The organism is Paraherbaspirillum soli (genome assembly GCF_042654985.1).
Lineage (GTDB): Bacteria > Pseudomonadota > Gammaproteobacteria > Burkholderiales > Burkholderiaceae_D > Paraherbaspirillum > Paraherbaspirillum soli.
The window spans coordinates 58479-75806 of record NZ_JBHSMT010000008.1 but is presented as its reverse complement, the minus strand read 5'-3'; the positions used below and the strand labels follow the sequence as shown (position 1 = coordinate 75806).

19 protein-coding genes are annotated in these 17328 nt (G+C 57.6%); 6 read left to right on the top strand and 13 right to left on the bottom strand.

The genetic code is table 11. From position 1 onward, the window contains the following. The first annotated feature begins 36 nt into the window (after positions 1–36). Genes ACFPM8_RS02930 through ACFPM8_RS02915 form a run of 4 tightly spaced genes read left to right on the top strand, consistent with a single transcriptional unit; the run spans position 37 to position 3222 of the window. A complete protein-coding gene (locus tag ACFPM8_RS02930; protein WP_378995712.1) occupies positions 37–555 on the top strand; it encodes an SCO family protein in 519 nt (172 codons plus the stop codon). After that, positions 552–1700, top strand: coding sequence for a COX15/CtaA family protein (locus ACFPM8_RS02925; RefSeq protein WP_378994818.1), 1149 nt, complete (start codon positions 552–554; stop codon positions 1698–1700). Before ACFPM8_RS02930 ends, ACFPM8_RS02925 begins: the two co-directional genes overlap by 4 nt. Continuing rightward, complete coding sequence (gene cyoE / locus ACFPM8_RS02920; protein WP_378994816.1) at positions 1697–2581, top strand: heme o synthase; 885 nt, start codon at positions 1697–1699, stop codon at positions 2579–2581. Before ACFPM8_RS02925 ends, cyoE begins: the two co-directional genes overlap by 4 nt. A gap of 8 nt (positions 2582–2589) precedes the next feature. After that, entirely contained in the window at positions 2590–3222 is a 633-nt protein-coding gene (locus ACFPM8_RS02915) for an SCO family protein (RefSeq protein ID WP_378994814.1), read from the top strand. A gap of 81 nt (positions 3223–3303) precedes the next feature. Here ACFPM8_RS02915 and rpoH read toward each other — a convergent pair whose 3' ends face one another. The 13 genes from rpoH to ftsY all read right to left on the bottom strand — a co-directional run bounded on the left by rpoH (position 3304) and on the right by ftsY (position 15887). Further along, positions 3304–4203 (bottom strand): RNA polymerase sigma factor RpoH, encoded by a 900-nt coding sequence (gene rpoH / locus ACFPM8_RS02910; RefSeq protein ID WP_378994812.1) that lies wholly within the window; start codon positions 4201–4203, stop codon positions 3304–3306. Between the two features lie 250 nt (positions 4204–4453). Then, complete coding sequence (locus ACFPM8_RS02905; RefSeq protein ID WP_378994810.1) at positions 4454–4831, bottom strand: GTPase; 378 nt, start codon at positions 4829–4831, stop codon at positions 4454–4456. Next, positions 4828–5550 (bottom strand): response regulator, encoded by a 723-nt coding sequence (locus ACFPM8_RS02900; RefSeq protein WP_378994808.1) that lies wholly within the window; start codon positions 5548–5550, stop codon positions 4828–4830. Before ACFPM8_RS02900 ends, ACFPM8_RS02905 begins: the two co-directional genes overlap by 4 nt. 156 nt (positions 5551–5706) lie before the next feature. Next, the gene (locus ACFPM8_RS02895; RefSeq protein ID WP_378994806.1) at positions 5707–8028 is read right to left on the bottom strand and encodes a sensor histidine kinase; all 2322 of its coding nucleotides are present in this window, start codon (positions 8026–8028) and stop codon (positions 5707–5709) included. Between the two features lie 97 nt (positions 8029–8125). After that, complete coding sequence (locus ACFPM8_RS02890) at positions 8126–8656, bottom strand: DUF4390 domain-containing protein (protein WP_378994804.1); 531 nt, start codon at positions 8654–8656, stop codon at positions 8126–8128. A 109-nt stretch (positions 8657–8765) separates the two neighbouring features. Further along, entirely contained in the window at positions 8766–10076 is a 1311-nt protein-coding gene (gene rsmB, locus ACFPM8_RS02885) for a 16S rRNA (cytosine(967)-C(5))-methyltransferase RsmB (RefSeq protein WP_378994802.1), read from the bottom strand. Positions 10077–10201: 125 nt separating this feature from the next. Beyond that, the gene (locus tag ACFPM8_RS02880) at positions 10202–11092 is read right to left on the bottom strand and encodes an alpha/beta hydrolase (RefSeq protein ID WP_378994800.1); all 891 of its coding nucleotides are present in this window, start codon (positions 11090–11092) and stop codon (positions 10202–10204) included. Then, a complete protein-coding gene (locus ACFPM8_RS02875) occupies positions 11092–11436 on the bottom strand; it encodes a DUF1840 domain-containing protein (RefSeq protein WP_378994798.1) in 345 nt (114 codons plus the stop codon). The genes ACFPM8_RS02880 and ACFPM8_RS02875 overlap by 1 nt, the downstream gene beginning before the upstream one ends. Before the next feature lie 143 nt (positions 11437–11579). After that, positions 11580–12140, bottom strand: coding sequence for a hypothetical protein (locus ACFPM8_RS02870; RefSeq protein WP_378994796.1), 561 nt, complete (start codon positions 12138–12140; stop codon positions 11580–11582). A 38-nt stretch (positions 12141–12178) separates the two neighbouring features. Continuing rightward, entirely contained in the window at positions 12179–13135 is a 957-nt protein-coding gene (locus ACFPM8_RS02865; protein WP_378994794.1) for a DMT family transporter, read from the bottom strand. Positions 13136–13146: 11 nt separating this feature from the next. Further along, a complete protein-coding gene (gene ftsX, locus ACFPM8_RS02860; RefSeq protein WP_378994792.1) occupies positions 13147–14073 on the bottom strand; it encodes a permease-like cell division protein FtsX in 927 nt (308 codons plus the stop codon). Continuing rightward, positions 14070–14762 carry a cell division ATP-binding protein FtsE gene (locus tag ACFPM8_RS02855; RefSeq protein ID WP_378994789.1) on the bottom strand — a complete coding sequence of 231 codons (693 nt, stop codon included), beginning with the start codon at positions 14760–14762 and terminating at the stop codon, positions 14070–14072. The genes ftsX and ACFPM8_RS02855 overlap by 4 nt, the downstream gene beginning before the upstream one ends. A 24-nt stretch (positions 14763–14786) precedes the next feature. Further along, positions 14787–15887, bottom strand: a complete 1101-nt coding sequence (ftsY, locus tag ACFPM8_RS02850) for a signal recognition particle-docking protein FtsY (RefSeq protein WP_378994787.1) — start codon at positions 15885–15887, stop codon at positions 14787–14789. Positions 15888–16071: 184 nt separating this feature from the next. Between ftsY and rsmD the strand changes: the two genes are divergently transcribed. Together rsmD and coaD are read left to right on the top strand one after the other, a co-directional pair. Further along, positions 16072–16719 (top strand): 16S rRNA (guanine(966)-N(2))-methyltransferase RsmD, encoded by a 648-nt coding sequence (gene rsmD, locus ACFPM8_RS02845; protein WP_378994785.1) that lies wholly within the window; start codon positions 16072–16074, stop codon positions 16717–16719. Positions 16720–16781: 62 nt separating this feature from the next. Further along, positions 16782–17282 carry a pantetheine-phosphate adenylyltransferase gene (gene coaD, locus ACFPM8_RS02840; RefSeq protein ID WP_378994783.1) on the top strand — a complete coding sequence of 167 codons (501 nt, stop codon included), beginning with the start codon at positions 16782–16784 and terminating at the stop codon, positions 17280–17282. Positions 17283–17328: the final 46 nt, after the last annotated feature.

The window sequence follows — 17328 nt, the reverse complement described above, 5'->3', positions numbered from 1 at the left end:
AAACTGTTCGCGGTGATTGCCGTGTGTGCAGCGCCGATGATCGCCTCGTATTTCACGTATTACGTGCTGAAGCCGCAAAGTCGCAATAACTACGGCACCTTGCTCGACCCACGCCAATATCCGATCCCGGCGCTGGGCAGCACCGCGCTGGATGGGCAACCGGCTGACCTTGATGGGCTCAAGGGTAAATGGTTGATGGTGCAGGTCAATGGCAGCGACTGCCAAAAAGCTTGTCAGGACAAATTGTTCGAGATGCGTCAGTTGCGCTTGATGCAAGGCAAGGAAATGGACCGCATCGAGCGCGTCTGGCTGATTACCGACCAGCAACCGCTGGAAACGCTGGTGATGCGCGAATATGACGGTACCAAGTTGTTGCGCGTAAAGCCGGAATTGCTGAAGGCCTGGTTGCCGACCGAGGCCGATACCACCGCCGCCGATCATCTCTATCTGATCGATCCGCTGGGCAACCTGATGATGCGCTTCCCAAAAGACGCCGATCCTAACAAGGTGAAAAAGGATCTTTCCAAACTGCTTCGCGCATCGGCCATAGGATGAGTGCCGTCTCGTTGACCCAACTCGCCGGCATGGGATTGCTGGTTGCAGTGCTGGCCCTGTGCGTGGTCTGGGCGTCCGGCGATTCCAATAAATACCGCAAGCTTGTGTGGATGACGCTGTTCCTGACCTTCGACCTGATCATGTTCGGGGCATTCACGCGGCTGACCGATTCCGGTCTCGGCTGTCCTGACTGGCCGGGTTGTTATGGACATTCCAACCCGCTGCTGGCGCATGCGCATATCAGCGCTGCGCAAGACGCGATGCCGACCGGGCCGGTCACAGTGATAAAAGCCTGGATCGAAATGACCCATCGTTATTTTGCGATGGGTGTTGGGGCACTGATCATTGCCTTGATGGCGATTGCCTGGATACGCAGATTTAAATCGACGCAACGCGAAGCGAAGCTGTCGCCGTGGTATCCGACTATGCTGTTGGCGCTGGTCTGCCTGCAAGGCGCGTTCGGCGCCTGGACCGTGACCCAGAAATTGCAGCCGATTATCGTCACTACACACTTGTTGCTGGGGCTGACCTTGTTAGCCATGCTGGCCTGGCTTGGCGCTCGTCAAAACGATCATCTGCCGGTGGCGGCAACCGCGGCCAGACTGGCATCGCCGGCGCTGATCGCAGTGATACTTTTAGTCATCCAGATTGCTTTGGGCGGTTGGGTCAGCACCAACTATGCGGCGCTGGCGTGCAATGATTTCCCGCTATGTCATGGCAGGCTGGTGCCGGAGATGGATTTTGCCAACGGGTTCACCTTGTGGCGTCATCTCGGCATGACCGCTGACGGCGAGTATTTGCCGTTTCAGGCATTGACGGCGATTCACTGGACCCATCGGAGCTTCGCCTTTGTCGTCATCGCTTACGTTGGCTGGCTGGCGCATAAGGCGCTGCGCATTCATGGCTTGCGCGCGACCGGCCGCTGGCTGTTGATCGCGATCGGATTGCAGTTACTCACCGGCTTGTCGACTATCTTCCTGGACTGGCCGCTGGCGATTGCCGTGGCGCACAATGGCGGTGCGGCGCTGCTGCTGGTGCTGCTGGTCATGTTAAACTTCAAAACTCGACATGCTCCCGGGTTTCAGGCCGTTCCGGCAGTGCCAAACAAACCACTCATTGTTGACCATCTCCATCCGCATTCATGACCGCTTTGACCGCACCACCTAATCGAATTGCCCAGTACTGGGCACTGACCAAGCCGCGCGTAACGCAGCTGGCGGTGTTTTGCGCAGTCATCGGCATGTTCCTGGCAACTCCGGAACTGCCCGATTGGCAACGCCTGATTGCCGCAACCATCGGCATCTGGTTATTGGCCGGCGCCGCCTTCGCGGTGAATTGCCTGGTTGAGCGCGAGATCGACTCACGCATGGCGCGTACCGCACGCCGGCCGATGGCAAGGGGCGAACTTACTGTAAGCCAGACCCTGGTGTTCTCTGGCGTAATCGGCGGCTGCGGCATGTGGGTGCTATATAACTTTGTCAATCCGCTGACGATGTGGCTGACATTTGCCACCTTCGTCGGATATGCGGTGATTTACACGATGATCCTGAAGCCGGCGACGCCGCAGAATATTGTCATCGGCGGCCTGTCGGGCGCGATGCCACCCGCTTTAGGCTGGGCGGCAATTGCCAACGACGTGCCGATGCAGGCCTGGATCCTGGTATTGATTATCTTTATCTGGACCCCGCCGCATTTCTGGGCGCTGGCGATGTATCGCCGCGATGATTACGCCAAGTCCGGCTTGCCAATGCTGCCGATCACACACGGCCTCAAATTCACTCAATTCCATATCTGGCTATACACCATCGCGCTGGTGGCGACCACCATGCTGCCATTCGCGGTCGGCATGAGCGGCTTGATCTATCTGGCCAGCGCTGCCGTTCTCGGCGTGATTTTCCTTTGGTATGCCTGGCAGATATATCAGCACTACACTGACTTGATTGCGCGCAAGACTTTTGCGTATTCGATCATTTATCTGTCTTTGTTATTCGCGGCGTTGCTGGTCGATCACTATTTCAAATTCTGAAGGCTGACATGAAACGTGCCAATTCTGCGATCTCCATTTGCGCCGGTTTGCTGCTGGCGGTCTCATTGACCGCCTGCGGCGACAAGCAGGTCGTCGGTAGCCAGGAAATGACGCTGTCGCCGGCCAAAAGTGCGTTCATCAATACCGACGTTACCGGTCTCGGCTATGCCCGTGATTTCGCACTGACAGACCATAATGGCAAGCCGCGTACGCTGGCCGACTTCAAGGGCAAAGCGGTGGTCGTGTTTTTCGGCTTTACCCAATGTCCGGATGTCTGTCCGACCACGATGGTCGAGATGGCAAACGTGATGAAAGAATTGGGACCGTTGGCGAGCAAGGTGCAGATGCTGTTCATCACGGTTGATCCAGAGCGCGATACCCCGGAATTGCTGGCGAAGTATGTGCCGGCTTTCAATCCCAGCTTTGTGGGTTTATACGGCGACCAGGCCGCGACCGCCAAGGTCGCCAAGGAATTCCGCGTGTTCTATCAAAAAGTGCCGGGCAAAACACCAGGCAGTTATACGATGGACCATACCGCGGGTAGCTATGTGTTCGACCCGCAAGGCCATATCCGCCTGTTTATCCGGCACGGCCAGGGGCCCGACCCGATAGCACATGATCTGAAGTTGCTGTTGTCGTGATGGATCGCAGTGGCAGCGCATTGTTGCCGATGCTGGAATAAAAAAAGCGCCAATCAGGCGCTTTTTTTATTGTCGATGGACTCAGGAATAAGCCGCCAGAGAGCCCTTCATTTTCTTCAAGGCTACGGCTTCAATCTGCCGGATCCGTTCTGCGGAAACACCGAATTCGTCAGCCAACTCATGCAAGGTGGCGCCTGAGCCGTCATCGTTGGCGAGCCAACGTGCTTCAACAATCCGGCGTGAGCGATCGTCCAGTTTGCTGAGCGCAGACTCCAATCCTTCGGACTGCAAGCGATCGTATTGCTGCGATTCCAACACCTTGGTCGGTTCTTGCAATTCCGACGATAGATAGGCGATCGGAGCGAATTTATCATCGTCATCGTCGCTCGGCGCATCCAGTGCAATATCGCGACCAGTCAGGCGGGTTTCCATCTCGATGACTTCCTCGCGCTTGACGCTAAGCGTTTTTGCCAGCGCATCAACTTGTGAAGGCGTCATGGCATCCAGGCCTTCCTTGTGGCTGCGCAGGTTGAAGAACAACTTACGCTGGGCTTTGGTGGTTGCTACCTTAACCAGGCGCCAGTTCTTCAGGATGTACTCATGCATCTCAGCCTTGATCCAGTGCATCGCATACGAGACCAGGCGTACCCCTTGATCCGGATCGAAGCGCTTGACCGCCTTCATTAGACCGATGTTGCCTTCTTGAATCAGATCGGCGTGCGGCAGGCCGTAACCGAGATAGCCGCGGGCAATCGACACCACCAGGCGCAAATGCGACAGCACCAGCTTTTGGGCCGCAGCCAAGTCATTTTTGCTGCGCAGTTGTTGGGCGAGGGAAATTTCTTCGTCGTGTGTCAGCATCGGCAGCCGGTTGACGGCCGAGATATAGGCGTCAATATTCCCTAGCGTACCGGAAAAACCGAGCGCCAATGCATTGGCCTCGGCTGGGATTAGCGCAGTGTTGGATGACCGATTTTTCATTTTTCCTCCATGCTGTCCAGTCCAAAGTTACGGCTGGTAGATCTGCAATCAGATCCTTTGGGTCAGGTATATTAGCACTCCCTATCATGGAGTGCTAATTGGATTTGTTAGAGAGTGTAAATAGAACTTAGCTATTTATATTGCATATGTGATTGCTGTTAATTCGGATGTTAGAGGCAAGACCACCATGAAAGTTCGGAACCAATTGATCCGATATTTAAGCGCTGGAGCATCTTCTTTTGATCTAATTTCAAACAGCAATGTCGGCCGTCATCGCGAGGAAGTCGTCGTACGGCGGCTGGGATAGAAACTGGCGTATTTGCTGTCGGTGAGTGTCGTCAGCGATGCTGATGTAAAGCCGGGCGGGGGAGTTGCGCAGCAGGCGATTCAGCGTTACGCGCAGGGTCAGGTTGCCAATGCAGCAAAAACAACCAGGAGCAATGCGCTTTATTTCCAGGTTTGGATAGGCTTGGTCGGCGCCCAGCTTGCCATCAGCCAAGCCTTCCAGGATCAGTGCGGTGCTTGAATGACGTCCGCTGTCGTTGCCGGAGTCGCTTTCAATAGCGGACCATATCGCTGCTTCGCGGGCGCTGGCGGATGCGCCGAATACCAGGGTAGTGAGGGTCATCCGCCTTTTTTTGATAGCTTCCCAGGGTCGACCCCTAGTTGCTTCAGTTTTCGATACAAATGGGTACGTTCCAATCCCGTCTTTTCCGCCACCCGCGTCATGCTGCCATTTTCACGAATCAGGTGATACTCAAAATAGGAGCGCTCGAATGCATCGCGGGCTTCGCGCAATGGCAGGCCGAATGATGAGGAGAAAACATTCTCTGATGAGCTTGCCGCCGACGGTTGCACTGCAATATGGGCGGGTTCGGATTGTATTGAATTGCTAAAAGCAGCGGCATTGATGACAGTGTCGACCAGTTCATTCGCTGCGGCTGCCGGTTGTGTGTAAAGCGTCGGCGCCCTGGCGGTTTTTGATGCTTGTGACAAACCTTGTTGGACCGCTTTCAACAATTTTTGTAATGCAATTGGCTTTTCGAGGAAATTGAGGGCGCCGATGCGAGTTGCTTCCACCGCCGTGTCGATGGTCGCATGACCGGACATCATGATCACCGGCATGGTGAGCAAGCCATCGCGCTGCCATTCCTTCAGCAGTGTGACGCCATCGGTGTCAGGCATCCAGATGTCCAGCAATACCAGATCGGGTACGCCACTCTGACGAAATTCCCGCGCCTGTTGTGCATTTTCCGCGGCCGTTACTACATGCCCTTCGTCACCTAAAATTTCCGAGAGCAATTCCCGAATTCCCATTTCGTCGTCAACGACTAGGATGTTAGCCATGCGGTAGCCTTCCCATTTCCTGTTGCATCAAATCCCACTGTTTGGACCGCTCAGATAGTCCAGATTATTTATCAATGTCGCCCGTCGTATTGCCTCAATTTGAGTCCGAATATTATGCTATATCAACGCTATGCGAGTTTGCATTCGTTCGCGGCATTAAATTATCGTCGACTCATGAAGTGAGGCTAACTTTAACAGCAAAATTAGGATCTTTGCGCCCTTTGTATCGCTTCGATTCTGCAGATCTATACGGCCGCCATGTTCGTCGATGATTTTTTTTACCATCGGCAATCCCAGGCCGGTTCCACGAGGTTTCGATGTGACATAGGGCTCGAATGCCCTGGCCAGGATCTTCGGCGAAAAGCCCGCTCCATTATCCGTAATCGACAATCGCACGGCAGTGCGCGTGAGGCCATCGGAACCCTGGTAGCTCACGCGCTCCGTCACCAAGTCGATACGCGGGTTGGTGGTGTCGGTGCTGCGATCCATGACCGCATCCTGTGCGTTTTGCAGAAGATTGTGAATGACCTGGCGCAGTTGCGTGGCATCGCCCATGATTTTAGGCAGATCTGGCGCCAGCGATGCATGGATCATATCGCGTTCGTCGCCAGCCAGATAAAGATGCAAGATTTCCGCAACCAGAACATTCAAATCCAGCTCGGCCAATACCGCCGGAGGCGTTTTTGCGTAATCGCGGAAGTCATCCACCATGCGTTTCATGGCCGCTACCTGATTGACGATGGTGTCGGTGCTTTTCTTCAAGATGGCGGCATCTTGCGTCATCAGCTTGTCTTCCAGCTTCATTTGCAGGCGTTCTGCCGACAGCTGGATCGGGGTCAGCGGATTCTTGATTTCGTGCGCCAGCCGGCGTGCCACTTCGCCCCACGCAATCGATCGCTGTCCTGAGATGACGTCTGAAATATCGTCGAATACCACGACGTAACCGGTACGGTTTTCAACCGGCAGCCGCGAGCCGCGCGCCAGCAAAGTAATGTCGTCGCTGTCCTTGTCGCCGATGTCGATGCGGCGCGGGATTTCGATCTGTTGCTGCCAGTGCAGCCCGCCGGGGTCAATTTTTCCGGCGGTAAATTGCGCACTTTGTTCCGAGAATGCGTTGGTAACAACTTCCGCGAAGTGGGCCAGGCCGTCGATGATACTCAGCGGCTGCCCTATATGCGGCGCAAAGTCATATTGCAGGATCCGTTGCACCGAATGATTGCTGGTGACCAGCCGGAAGTCGTCATCCAGCACCATGACGCCGGCCGACATGTTGGCCAGTACCGATTCCAGGTAAGCCTTGGCGTTCTCCAGTTCGGTGCGGTTTTTTTCAACCGAGGCACGCGCATCGTACAACTGCCGCGTCATCATGTTGAACGATTGCGTCAAGGTGCCCAGTTCATCCGAGGTGGCGACAATCGGGCGCGGCGATAGATTGCCTTCGGCCACCGCCTTGGTGCCTTCCGCCAATAGCAATAGCGGCTTGGCCAGATCGCTTGCGATCAGGAAGGCACTGGCGATAGCGCCGAAAATCGCCAATAGCAAGGTCAGGGTCAGTGTGACCAGATAAATTTTGCGCAGCCCGGAGCGGCCGATCGAACGCTCCTGATATTCGCTGTAGGCCGAACGCAGCGCCTCGGCGTTGGTGGCCAGATTGGCCGAGACCGGTTGGATCAGTTGCAGGAAGTGTGTTTCGTTTTGCAGTGAAAGCGCCTTCAGCGGCGGCGGTATTTCCACTACGACATGCAGCCGAAGATTGTTGGCAGTTTCGGTTTCGCTGGCTTTGACGGCACGGCCGGGAGCGATTTCTGGCTGCGTGTCTTCGAGCGTATCCAGTTCACTTTCCATCACCGCAAAGCCGCGCGGCCGACGTGCCTGCTGCAACATTTTTGGCGTCGGCAATTTGGGCATCAGCGCCCCCAGCGGTTCGCCTATCGACGCAATCACCTGGCCGTTGGCACTGACGATCGAGGCCTCCAGATTTTGATCGCGCAATCGACCTAGTTGCGTCGCTTGCGCCGAGTTCGACAGCTCGGATAATTCCTGCGCCATGGTGAGCGCTCTGGTGGTCAGCTCGTTCAGCGAGGTCTCGAGCGCGGAGCGACTCAGATTCAGGCCGGACTCAAGTGCCGATTCGACTCGCACGTCGAACCAGGATTCGATCGAGCGCGATACGAATTGCACCGACACCAGGTAAATCACGACCCCAGGCAAAATCCCGATCAGCGCAAACATCATCACTAGCTTGGCCATCAGCCGGGAGCCGAATTGGCCACGTCGGTATCGCCGATAAAGCCGCCCGAGCAGCAGGCAAACCAGTCCCAATAGCGCGATCGCCACCAGCGCATTCAAGCCCAATAGCCATGAATAATGCTGATCGAAGAAAGCCGATTTGTCGGAGGCCGAGGCCAGCAGGAATAACAGGATGCTGACAATGGCGCCGCCGACCACCAATACGTACCGCAGTGTGCGTGATTCCATCGTTAAATCAAGCTGGCGCTTGCTCGGCCTGGCTTGCCGTATGCGGGGACGGTCGGCAGCCAGGTTTCAAAGTCGATGTGAAAAAGGAATGGCACTGTCACTCTGCCTTGTAGTTGAAATTCTTCCAGTCGGAAGAAAGGCGCCAGTCGCTGTTGTTCAAGGCATTGATCTGGAATGGTTTCGGCGATTGCGCCAGATCCAGTCCCATGCGCACCGCCACCTTGTAGATTTCGCCGTTCTTTAGCGCGCCTTTGTCGGCGATGACCCAGCGATTGGGGCGGCGTATCAGCGACAACGCATCATCCAGTGTGCTGAAGCTCTGTTGCAGGCTGCCGGAAATGGCGGCATGGTAGCGCCGGGTCAGCACGTTGTACGACAGGCGGATGGTTTGTGATGCCTGGATCGCCTTTTCGTCGAACCAATACCAGCGCGGGCGAGTCAGTTCGACGTCAGTCGTGAAATACAGCGGGACACCGCGATTGACGGCGTCTTCCAGGCCGCGATTGAGGTCGAATGAAAATGCCGACGACAATTTGTAGCCCTCGTCGCTGGCTTCGATGTGCGCCTGAACCATCTCGACGCCATCGGCTGCATAGCTCGACGCATGACCAAAGGACATTGCCAGCATAAAAGCTAGCAGCCAGTATTTTATGAAATGAGGCAATGGTCGCGTCACTGGTCTTGGGGGCGGATCGGGGTCCGGTCAAAAAGATTGAATAAAAGTTATGTCGATAACATCAAGGCTTCTGAAACAATGCATAAAACAGGCCGTCATGATCTTGTTCGGTGCTTACCGTCGGCAATAATTGCCCCGGAGCCGGTAAGCGAATGGCATGATTGCGAGCCGCAAAAGCAATTGCCTGTGCTTCCGATTCTTCCGGCCATAGGGAGCACGTTACCAATAGCAATTTACCATCCGGGCGCAGCATCTGCCAAAGGTTGTCCAGAATCTGCGCCGAAAGTGTTGCAAGTTGTGCAGTATCGGTCTTGCGGCGCAACCAGCGGATATCGGGGTGGCGCCGCAGAATGCCGGACGCGGTGCAAGGGACATCGGCCAGAATCCGGTCGAATGGCACGCCATCCCACCAGCCGCCGCCTTTGGCACCCTCGCAAGCATCACCGACCTGCAATGTTGCCTGTAGCTGCAAGCGCTGCAAATTCTGGGTGATCCGCTGCAAGCGTTTGGCATTGTTGTCCAGTGCGGTCAGTTCTACCTCAGCCGTTTCCAGGATATGGCCGGTCTTGCCGCCGGGGGCCGCGCAGGCGTCCAGTACCCGCATGCCGTCATGCAAATCCAGCAGCGGCGCCGCCAGTTGAGCCGCCGCGTCCTGCACCGAAACCAGGCCGTCGTCAAAGCCGGGAATCTGGGCCACCGGCAGCGGGCTATCCAGGCGTACCGCGTCAGCGCCGATCTGGCGGGCGCCGAGGCCATGCGTCGACAAGGTCTGCAAATAGGCGGCTACCGTGGTTTTGCGGCGATTTACGCGCAAGGTGAGCGGCGGCGGCAAATTGCCGTTGGTTAAGATGGCTTGCCAGTCTTGCGGGTACGCGGCCTTCATCCGATCGATCCACCAGACCGGGTAATTCCACAAGCCGAGCGGCGTTTTGATCGCGCTGGCGATCAGCGCTGCGCGCTCGCGCAAGAAGCGGCGCAGCACCGCATTGACCATTCCCTTTGCATGCGCCATTTGCGGGTCGGAGGCGGTAGCGGTGACGGCCTGATCGACTACGGTAAATGTTTCGTAGGCGGCATCGTCGGCGTCAGCCAGCAGGCACAGCGCGCAGCACAGCAGGCAGTGCAGCAGCGTCGGCTCGGGCGGCCTGCTGGCCAGGCTGTTCAATAAAGTTTCGGCGCGACCCACTCCGCGCATGGTCCGGTAAGCGATGTCCTGGATGGCGCCGCGGGTTGGCGCCGGCGCAGCGGATTGGGCAAATACTTGCGCCAGCGCTTGCGGCAGCGCGGCACCGTCGCGCACCAGGGCTACAGCCTGGGCTGCACCCAGCAGGCTGAAGGCGAGTGAATCTTTTTTGAGAGTGGAATAAGTCAATTTGCGGTCAAGTCAGTTCTGCGTGGCTCGATGGGAAAGGCGAACATGCGATTGTAGCGGGGATGGTGTCTTTAGCGTGCGCTCCGATGGCAAATCATGCAATAAAGCGGCAAAATCCCCAGTTTTCATGTCATCGGGAGCGGATTCAGCGGTCGCAGCATCTGCTGCGCATCAAGCCAGCGGCGCAGATCGGCAAATACGCGTTCGGCGCCGATTTCATTCAAAAGCTCGTGGTACATGCCGTCGTAATCGTGCAGCGTGCCGATAGCGGGCCGCAAGGCATCGAAGAAACGGCGGCTGCCATCGGGATTCACCAGGTGGTCGTCAGCCGCAACCAGCAGCAGCGTCGGGATCGCCAGCGCCTGGGCATGGCCGAGCGCGAATTCACCGGCATGCAGCATGCTGTTCAACAAGCGTGCGCTGATCTTGCCATGTACCAGCGGATCGGCGCGGTAAGCCTTGGCGACCGCCGGATCATGCGACAGCTGGTCAGCAGACAGGCCGCTCGGCAGCGCCAGGCCGGGAGCTATCGCGGTCATCAGCTTAAGCAGGCGCAATTGCATGCCGGACAAGGGCAAAGCCAATCCCGGCGACGACAAAATCAATCCACGCAGCGGCGACAGGCAAGCCGTGGCGAAACGCGCGGCAAACAAGCCGCCCATGCTGTGGCCGAACAATAACGGGGCTAATGGAGGCAGGTCGGGATAAGAAGCGGTTTGCTGGCGGCTGAAGTCATCCAGCACCATTTTTGCATCGCGCAATAGCGCCGTGTCGTCGGGGACATCGCCGCGTCGGCCGCCGGAGCGACCGTGACCGCGCTGGTCATAGCTGCGCACCACCAGGCCGCAGCGATTGAAAAAACGCACGACATGGGCATAACGTCCAGCATGTTCGCCCAGGCCGTGCATCAGCAGGATACTGCCGGCGACTGGCGCGCCGGGGGGAAGCGGCCAGTCGGTAACGAATAAAGAAATGCCATCGTCAGTCGCAAGTTGATGCTCGCGAGCTGCGCTCATTAGACACCCCAGAGCACGTTGTCCTGGTGTTTTTGCGCTTCGCGCAGCATTTCCAGCAGTGGGTGGATGCGGTGGCCGAAGGCGATCGCTTGCACTGGCTCATGACCGGAGTCGTCGCCGGCTTCGCCGTGATGTACTGCGATATCGTGTTGCACGACGTCGGACATCGGGTGGGCACGGCTTTCCAAGGCTTCCGCTTCCAGTTTTGCAATCGCTGCTGCGCCTTCTTGCGGAGTGATAACGCCCATCTTCACCTCTTTGTGCAGCAGGTCAAGGATGCGCTTGGCGTCCGGTTCGAACATGATGACGTCGGCGGATTCTTTGGATTTGAAAGTGACTAACATAAAGCCTCAAGATATTGTTGTGGATAAAATTACGCACCGCATAGAATACCTCTTTGCGGTAGTGCTCGCTAGCGCTGTCACCGTCGGCAACAGCGGGTGTGCCTGGAGTTTTATTGACGGTGAGTCAAGTAATGATCACATTGTCAATGGGGTTTGAAGGATGCGATGAAAGTGTCCGCGTTCTCGCGCGATACGTCCTTCTCCGGCCCGATCACGATGACCTGATAGACCTCTTTTCCTTTGCTGACAAAGTGCCCGAACAGGATTTGCGGCTTGCCGCCTGTCGGGGTGCCGACCGCTTCCATATCGATGCTGGCCGACCAACCTGGCGTGTTGCCGGCAGCGGCGGTGGTTTTCTCGGATTTAAGCGTGCCGTTGATATTTTTCACCAATGCGGTTTGCATCGCAACCAGCGCCGCCTGCGCCTGAGCGCTCTCCGGCAGCGTCGCGCTGCCGACCGCAAATACCGTGTCGTCCACCTTGGCCGCCGTCATTGTCATCGTCACCGGCAAGCCGCCCAGATCGATCGGACGCGAAAAAGTTGACGGCTTGGCAGGCAGCAGCACGCTGTACGAGGCGTCGCTGGCGCGTACTTCGCGCCAATTGAACTTGGGCGAACAAGCGCCAAGCATCAGCACGGCGCAAGCGGCGAGCAAGGCGCAGCGGCCGGAAAACTTCAGGGCATTTGGAAGGGCAGGTTTCACGGAAGGGTGCAGACGGCTGCAAAAAATGAATCCAGCCGCTATGGTATCTGATGCTGGAAGGTACGCACACCAAAAACCACGCCGAGGCACAACAACACAATCCCCGCCAGCACCTGCATGCCGGGCAGCGTGCCCCTGAAAATAAACGCGTACAACAACGCCGACAAGGTTTCGAAGACGATCAATTGCGCCAGCAGCGCGGTCGGCAAATGCTGGCTGGCCTTGTTCCACAGCAGCGTCCCGAGCCACGAAGCGCTAAGGCCGATCAACAGCATCAGGCCGATAAACTGGAGCGGACGCGGGCCGAACGGAAAGGCATAGGCGCCGCCGGATAATTTTAAATAAATGCCATAACCGAGCAAACCGGTCAGCGCCAATGGCAAGGTCGCCAATCCTTGTGCTGTGGCCCAGGTCGACGGGCTGATATGCGGATTGGCTTTCAGGTAACGGGCATTGACGATCGGATACCAGGTCCAGGCGGCGACCCCGCCCAATGCAATGACGCAGCCCAAAGCATAGTCGGACAGCGAGCGGGTATGGCCGGCCGCCAGTTTCAACTGCGCCAACTCGGCGCCATTCACGCACAGAATGCCAACCAGAATAATCAGCAGCGAGGGCGCCAGCAGTCGCCAGGCGACGCTCTCGGCCCCATGCCCGGCGGACCAGTTGGAGCAAACCGAAATCACCACCGGCAAGGTGCCGATCAGCATCGTCGGTAGCGGCGCATCAGCCAATTGAATGGCGGTCGCCAAAGCGGCGTAATACAACAGATTGCCGACCAGCGACAACTTCAGCGCCGCTCTCCAGTCGGCTTTGCTCAGCGTCGCGATGCGCTGGCGGTCGAGCAGCGCCGGCACCAGCGCGATCAGGCCGAACGCGGCATAGCGGCCGAACGACAGCATGATGCCCGGGTAGTCGGCCAGCATCAGCGGCGCAATGAACACCAGTCCCCACATCAGGCCGGCGCCCAGCGCGCATAACAGACCGGTCAGCATGACGGCTTGGCCTACGCCAGGCGCGCCAGATGCCGGCGCACGGACAGCACCGCGCCGATCAGGCCCAAGCCGGCGCTGATCGCCAACAGCGCCAGCATCGCCGCCGAACTCAGCGGCAGCAGCCGGAATTCCGATGCGTACAGACGGGCAAATTCGGCAATCGCCTGATTCAAGGGCTGCAAGCCGAGCGCGATCGCAGCCAGCGCCAGGCCGCCGGCGCACAAGCCGAGCAGCGCGCCGCTGTAATAAAACGGCCGATGGATAAACGTGTCGGTGGCGCCGACCAATTTGGCGATCGCAATTTCTTCGCGCTGGGTCAGTACTTGCAGGCGCACTGTATTGAAGACGACTGCGACCACCACCACGCCGAGCGTGATCGCCAGAAACAGCAACACCAGCCGCAGGATGGCCAGCAGCGCTGCCAGTCGTTTCACCCATTCCGAGTCGACCTGGACGCTATCGATTCCCGGCAATGCTTTCAATTCCGCGGCGATCGTATCGACCCGGGCCGCGTCCGGCGCATCGTGGAAGCCGGACAGCTTGAGCACGTAGGCATCCGGCAGCGGATTCTGGCCCAGCGTGCTCAGGGCGTCGGCCAAGCCGGTTTTATTTTTGAGACTGAGCAAGGCGTCTTCGCGCGGCATGAACAGCACCTTGGCGCTGCTGCGATGCTTTTGCAAGACGGCGCCAATCGGCTCCGCCAGGGCGACCGCCTTGTCGCGCGGCGCGTCGACCGCCATGAACAGGCTGATTTCCGGCTCCACCGCCAGCTGTTCCGATACCGGACGGACGTTTTCGAGCAAGGTCAAGCCGGCAAACGGCAAGGCCAGGGCGATGCCGACCACCAGCACGTTCAACGCAAAACTGCCGGGCGCTTTGCACAGATGGGTGAGTGCATCGCCGATTGCAAACAGATGCTGCCGCAGCCAGATCTTCATGCGCCGCCTCCCGTGGCACGCATCGCAGAGTTCTGCCAGTGGTCGACAATCCGGCCCTGGTCCAGGAACACCACGCGATTGGCGCTGCCGAGGAATTGCTCGTCATGGGTTGAAATCAGGCAGGTCACGCCGACCGCATGGAATGACTTCAGCGCATCCAGCACCTTGTCGGCATTGTCGCGATCCAGGTTGGCGGTCGGCTCGTCGGCCAGAATGATTTGCGGGCGATTGACGATGGCGCGCGCGATCGACACCCGTTGTTGTTCGCCGCCTGACAAGGCTTGAGGGTCGGTGCCGGCTTTGTCCAGCAGGCCGACTTTGTCGAGCGCCGCATGGGAGCGCTTTTCAGCCTCGGAACGGCTGGCGCCGGTGACCAGCAGTGGCAACATGACGTTGGCCAGCACGGTCCGGTCCAACAGCAGTTTTTGCTGTTGCAGGATCAGGCCGAGATTGCGCCGCAGATAGGGCAGGCCGGAAGATTTCAATTTGCCGATATTGGCGCCGCTGACGGTCAGCGTACCGCCGCTAGGGCGTTCTATCGCCGCAATCATGTTGAGCAAGGTCGATTTGCCGGCGCCGGACGGGCCGGCCAGGAAAATCAGATCGCCTTTGTTCACCGATAGCGTGATATCGCGCAGCGCATAGACGTCGCGCGCATATTTCTTGGACACCTGCTTGAATTCGATCATGGCTTTAATCAACCGGATATGCGATTAACCAAGCAGCGCATCGACAAACTCGACCGCGTTAAACGGTTGCAAATCGTCGATCTGCTCGCCGACGCCGATGAAATAGACCGGGATCGCGCGCGTGGTGGCGATGGCTGCCAGCACGCCGCCCTTGGCGGTGCCGTCGAGCTTGGTGATGACCAGTCCCGTCAATCCGAGCGCATCGTCGAAAGCCTTCACTTGCGCCAGTGCGTTCTGGCCGGTGTTGCCGTCGATGATCAGCAATACTTCATGCGGCGCCGAGGCCATGCCTTTGCCTATCACGCGCTTGATTTTTTTCAGCTCGTCCATCAGGTGCAATTGCGTCGGCAGGCGGCCGGCGGTATCGACCATGACCACATTGGTGCCGCGCGCCTGCGCCGAATGCACGGCGTCGAATGCGACCGCGGCCGGATCGCCGGATTCCTGTGCAATCACGGTGACGTTGTTGCGTTCGCCCCAGATCGTCAATTGTTCGCGAGCGGCAGCGCGGAAGGTGTCACCGGCGGCCAGCAAAACCGATTGCTGATGCGCTTGCAGATGCTTGGCAAGTTTGCCGATAGTGGTGGTTTTGCCGGCGCCGTTGACGCCGGCGATCATCATCACCAAAGGTTGATGCCGGCCCAGCACCAGCGGTTTTTGCAGCGGCGTCAACAAGTCGATCAACAGCATGCGCAAAGCCGCCTTGACCTGGGCGGCCTCGGTCAGCTTGTCTTCCTTGACCTTCTTTTTCAACGCGTTCAGCAAGAACTGGGTGGCCTCGACCCCGGCGTCGGACAGCAGCAGCGCCGATTCCAATTCTTCATATAGGTCGTCGTCGATCTTGGCGCCGACGAACAGCATGGTCAGGCTGGAAGAGGTTTTCGACAAGCCGGTTTTCAGGCGCGATAACCATGAGCGCTTTTGCTCTGCCGCTACTGGCGCGGCAACGATGATTGTTTCTTCTTCAATTGCTGCCTGAGCCGGCGCAACTGGGGGGATGTGGGCCGTGACAACGGGAGCCGCTTCGGGCTCAGTCTGCTGTGGCAAGTCTGTCAATGCTTCCGGTGGCGATTCTGGCAATGCTGCGGGTTCGACTTTTGGTTTTTTCTTGAAGAAGCTAAACATCTGGGATCTGGCCTGGAAAGCAGTGAAATAGGGTGATACGGCGCTCTTTGGCGCACCGTACAAGAGGTACAATCCTCCGCATTCTATCAGAGCGACGGCAATGAAATTAAAGATGGGGTCAGCTCTTCAGCCGGTTTGAAGGTGTTTCAGGCAAGAAAAATTCCTGCATATTTATTGATTATTAATGAAAAAACAAAGCATTAAGAAAACGCCCGCAAAAACGCCGGTACATGGCAGCAAGCCTGCTTTGGCGCGGCAAGTCAGGATTATCGGCGGCGAGTGGAAGCGCACGCCGCTGGCGGTGCTGGACAGCGAAGGTTTGCGGCCGACACCGGACCGGGTGCGCGAGACGGTATTTAACTGGCTGGGCCATTTGTTGGATGGCAATTGGCACGGAGTGCATTGCCTAGATTTGTTTGCCGGCACCGGCGCGCTGGGTTTTGAGGCGGCCAGCCGCGGCGCCGCGCAGGTCACGATGATCGAACACAATACCCCGGCCGTACGGCAGCTGGAGGCCACGAAAACCAAACTGAACGCGGACCAGGTCCAGATCCAGCGTAGCGATGCGTCGACCTGGCTGGCCAAGACCGGCGCCGGTACGGCGCGCTTCAACCTGATTTTTCTCGATCCGCCGTATCACCAGAACTGGCTGGGTAAAGTCGTGCCCTTGTGCCAAGGTTTGCTGGCCGACGGCGGCTTGCTGTATGTCGAATCCGAATTTGCACTGACTGACAGTGCCGATAGCGTTTTGCCCGAATGGATGACCGGCTGGCAAGTTTTACGGGCTGACAAGGCCGGCATGGTTTTTTATCATTTACTAAAGCGACAATAGAAATCTGCCAATGCAATTTCAGGCATAATGCGCGTCTGATTGGGGAACCCTAGGGGAACAAGATGGTTACTGCCGTTTATCCAGGAACGTTTGATCCGCTGACGCGCGGTCATGAAGATTTGGTGCGTCGCGCATCCGGACTATTTGACAAGCTGGTGGTCGGCGTTGCCGACAGCAAAAACAAAAAACCGTTTTTCTCGCTTGAAGAACGCTTGTCGATTGCCAATGAAGTGTTGGGGCATTATCCCAACGTGCAGGTGGAGAGCTTCTCCGGCTTGCTCAAGGATTTTGTGCGCCAGCACGATGCCAACGTCATCGTGCGCGGCTTGCGTGCGGTATCCGACTTTGAATTCGAATTCCAGATGGCGGGTATGAATCGCTACCTGCTGCCGGATGTCGAAACGCTGTTCCTGACGCCGTCGGATCAATACCAGTTTATCTCCGGCACCATCGTGCGCGAGATCGCGACGCTGGGCGGCGATGTCTCCAAGTTCGTTTTTCCATCCGTGGAAAAATGGCTGAAGGCCAAGCTGGACGCGCAACTGGATGCCAAAGCGCCGTAAGCGATATCGGCGTATAAATACCGGTTGTAATGCGGGATTCTCAGAT

Bases quoted from the DNA above. Each gene is read 5' to 3' on its own strand.
- ACFPM8_RS02930 (WP_378995712.1), top strand. From the start codon at position 37: ATGATCGCCTCGTATTTCACGTATTACGTGCTGAAGCCGCAAAGTCGC.
- ACFPM8_RS02925 (WP_378994818.1), top strand. From the start codon at position 552: ATGAGTGCCGTCTCGTTGACCCAACTCGCCGGCATGGGATTGCTGGTT.
- cyoE (WP_378994816.1), top strand. From the start codon at position 1,697: ATGACCGCTTTGACCGCACCACCTAATCGAATTGCCCAGTACTGGGCA.
- ACFPM8_RS02915 (WP_378994814.1), top strand. From the start codon at position 2,590: ATGAAACGTGCCAATTCTGCGATCTCCATTTGCGCCGGTTTGCTGCTG.
- rpoH (WP_378994812.1), bottom strand. From the start codon at position 4,203: ATGAAAAATCGGTCATCCAACACTGCGCTAATCCCAGCCGAGGCCAAT.
- ACFPM8_RS02905 (WP_378994810.1), bottom strand. From the start codon at position 4,831: ATGACCCTCACTACCCTGGTATTCGGCGCATCCGCCAGCGCCCGCGAA.
- ACFPM8_RS02900 (WP_378994808.1), bottom strand. From the start codon at position 5,550: ATGGCTAACATCCTAGTCGTTGACGACGAAATGGGAATTCGGGAATTG.
- ACFPM8_RS02895 (WP_378994806.1), bottom strand. From the start codon at position 8,028: ATGGAATCACGCACACTGCGGTACGTATTGGTGGTCGGCGGCGCCATT.
- ACFPM8_RS02890 (WP_378994804.1), bottom strand. From the start codon at position 8,656: ATGCTGGCAATGTCCTTTGGTCATGCGTCGAGCTATGCAGCCGATGGC.
- ACFPM8_RS02880 (WP_378994800.1), bottom strand. From the start codon at position 11,092: ATGAGCGCAGCTCGCGAGCATCAACTTGCGACTGACGATGGCATTTCT.
- ACFPM8_RS02875 (WP_378994798.1), bottom strand. From the start codon at position 11,436: ATGTTAGTCACTTTCAAATCCAAAGAATCCGCCGACGTCATCATGTTC.
- ACFPM8_RS02865 (WP_378994794.1), bottom strand. From the start codon at position 13,135: ATGCTGACCGGTCTGTTATGCGCGCTGGGCGCCGGCCTGATGTGGGGA.
- ftsX (WP_378994792.1), bottom strand. From the start codon at position 14,073: ATGAAGATCTGGCTGCGGCAGCATCTGTTTGCAATCGGCGATGCACTC.
- ACFPM8_RS02855 (WP_378994789.1), bottom strand. From the start codon at position 14,762: ATGATCGAATTCAAGCAGGTGTCCAAGAAATATGCGCGCGACGTCTAT.
- ftsY (WP_378994787.1), bottom strand. From the start codon at position 15,887: ATGTTTAGCTTCTTCAAGAAAAAACCAAAAGTCGAACCCGCAGCATTG.
- rsmD (WP_378994785.1), top strand. From the start codon at position 16,072: ATGAAAAAACAAAGCATTAAGAAAACGCCCGCAAAAACGCCGGTACAT.
- coaD (WP_378994783.1), top strand. From the start codon at position 16,782: ATGGTTACTGCCGTTTATCCAGGAACGTTTGATCCGCTGACGCGCGGT.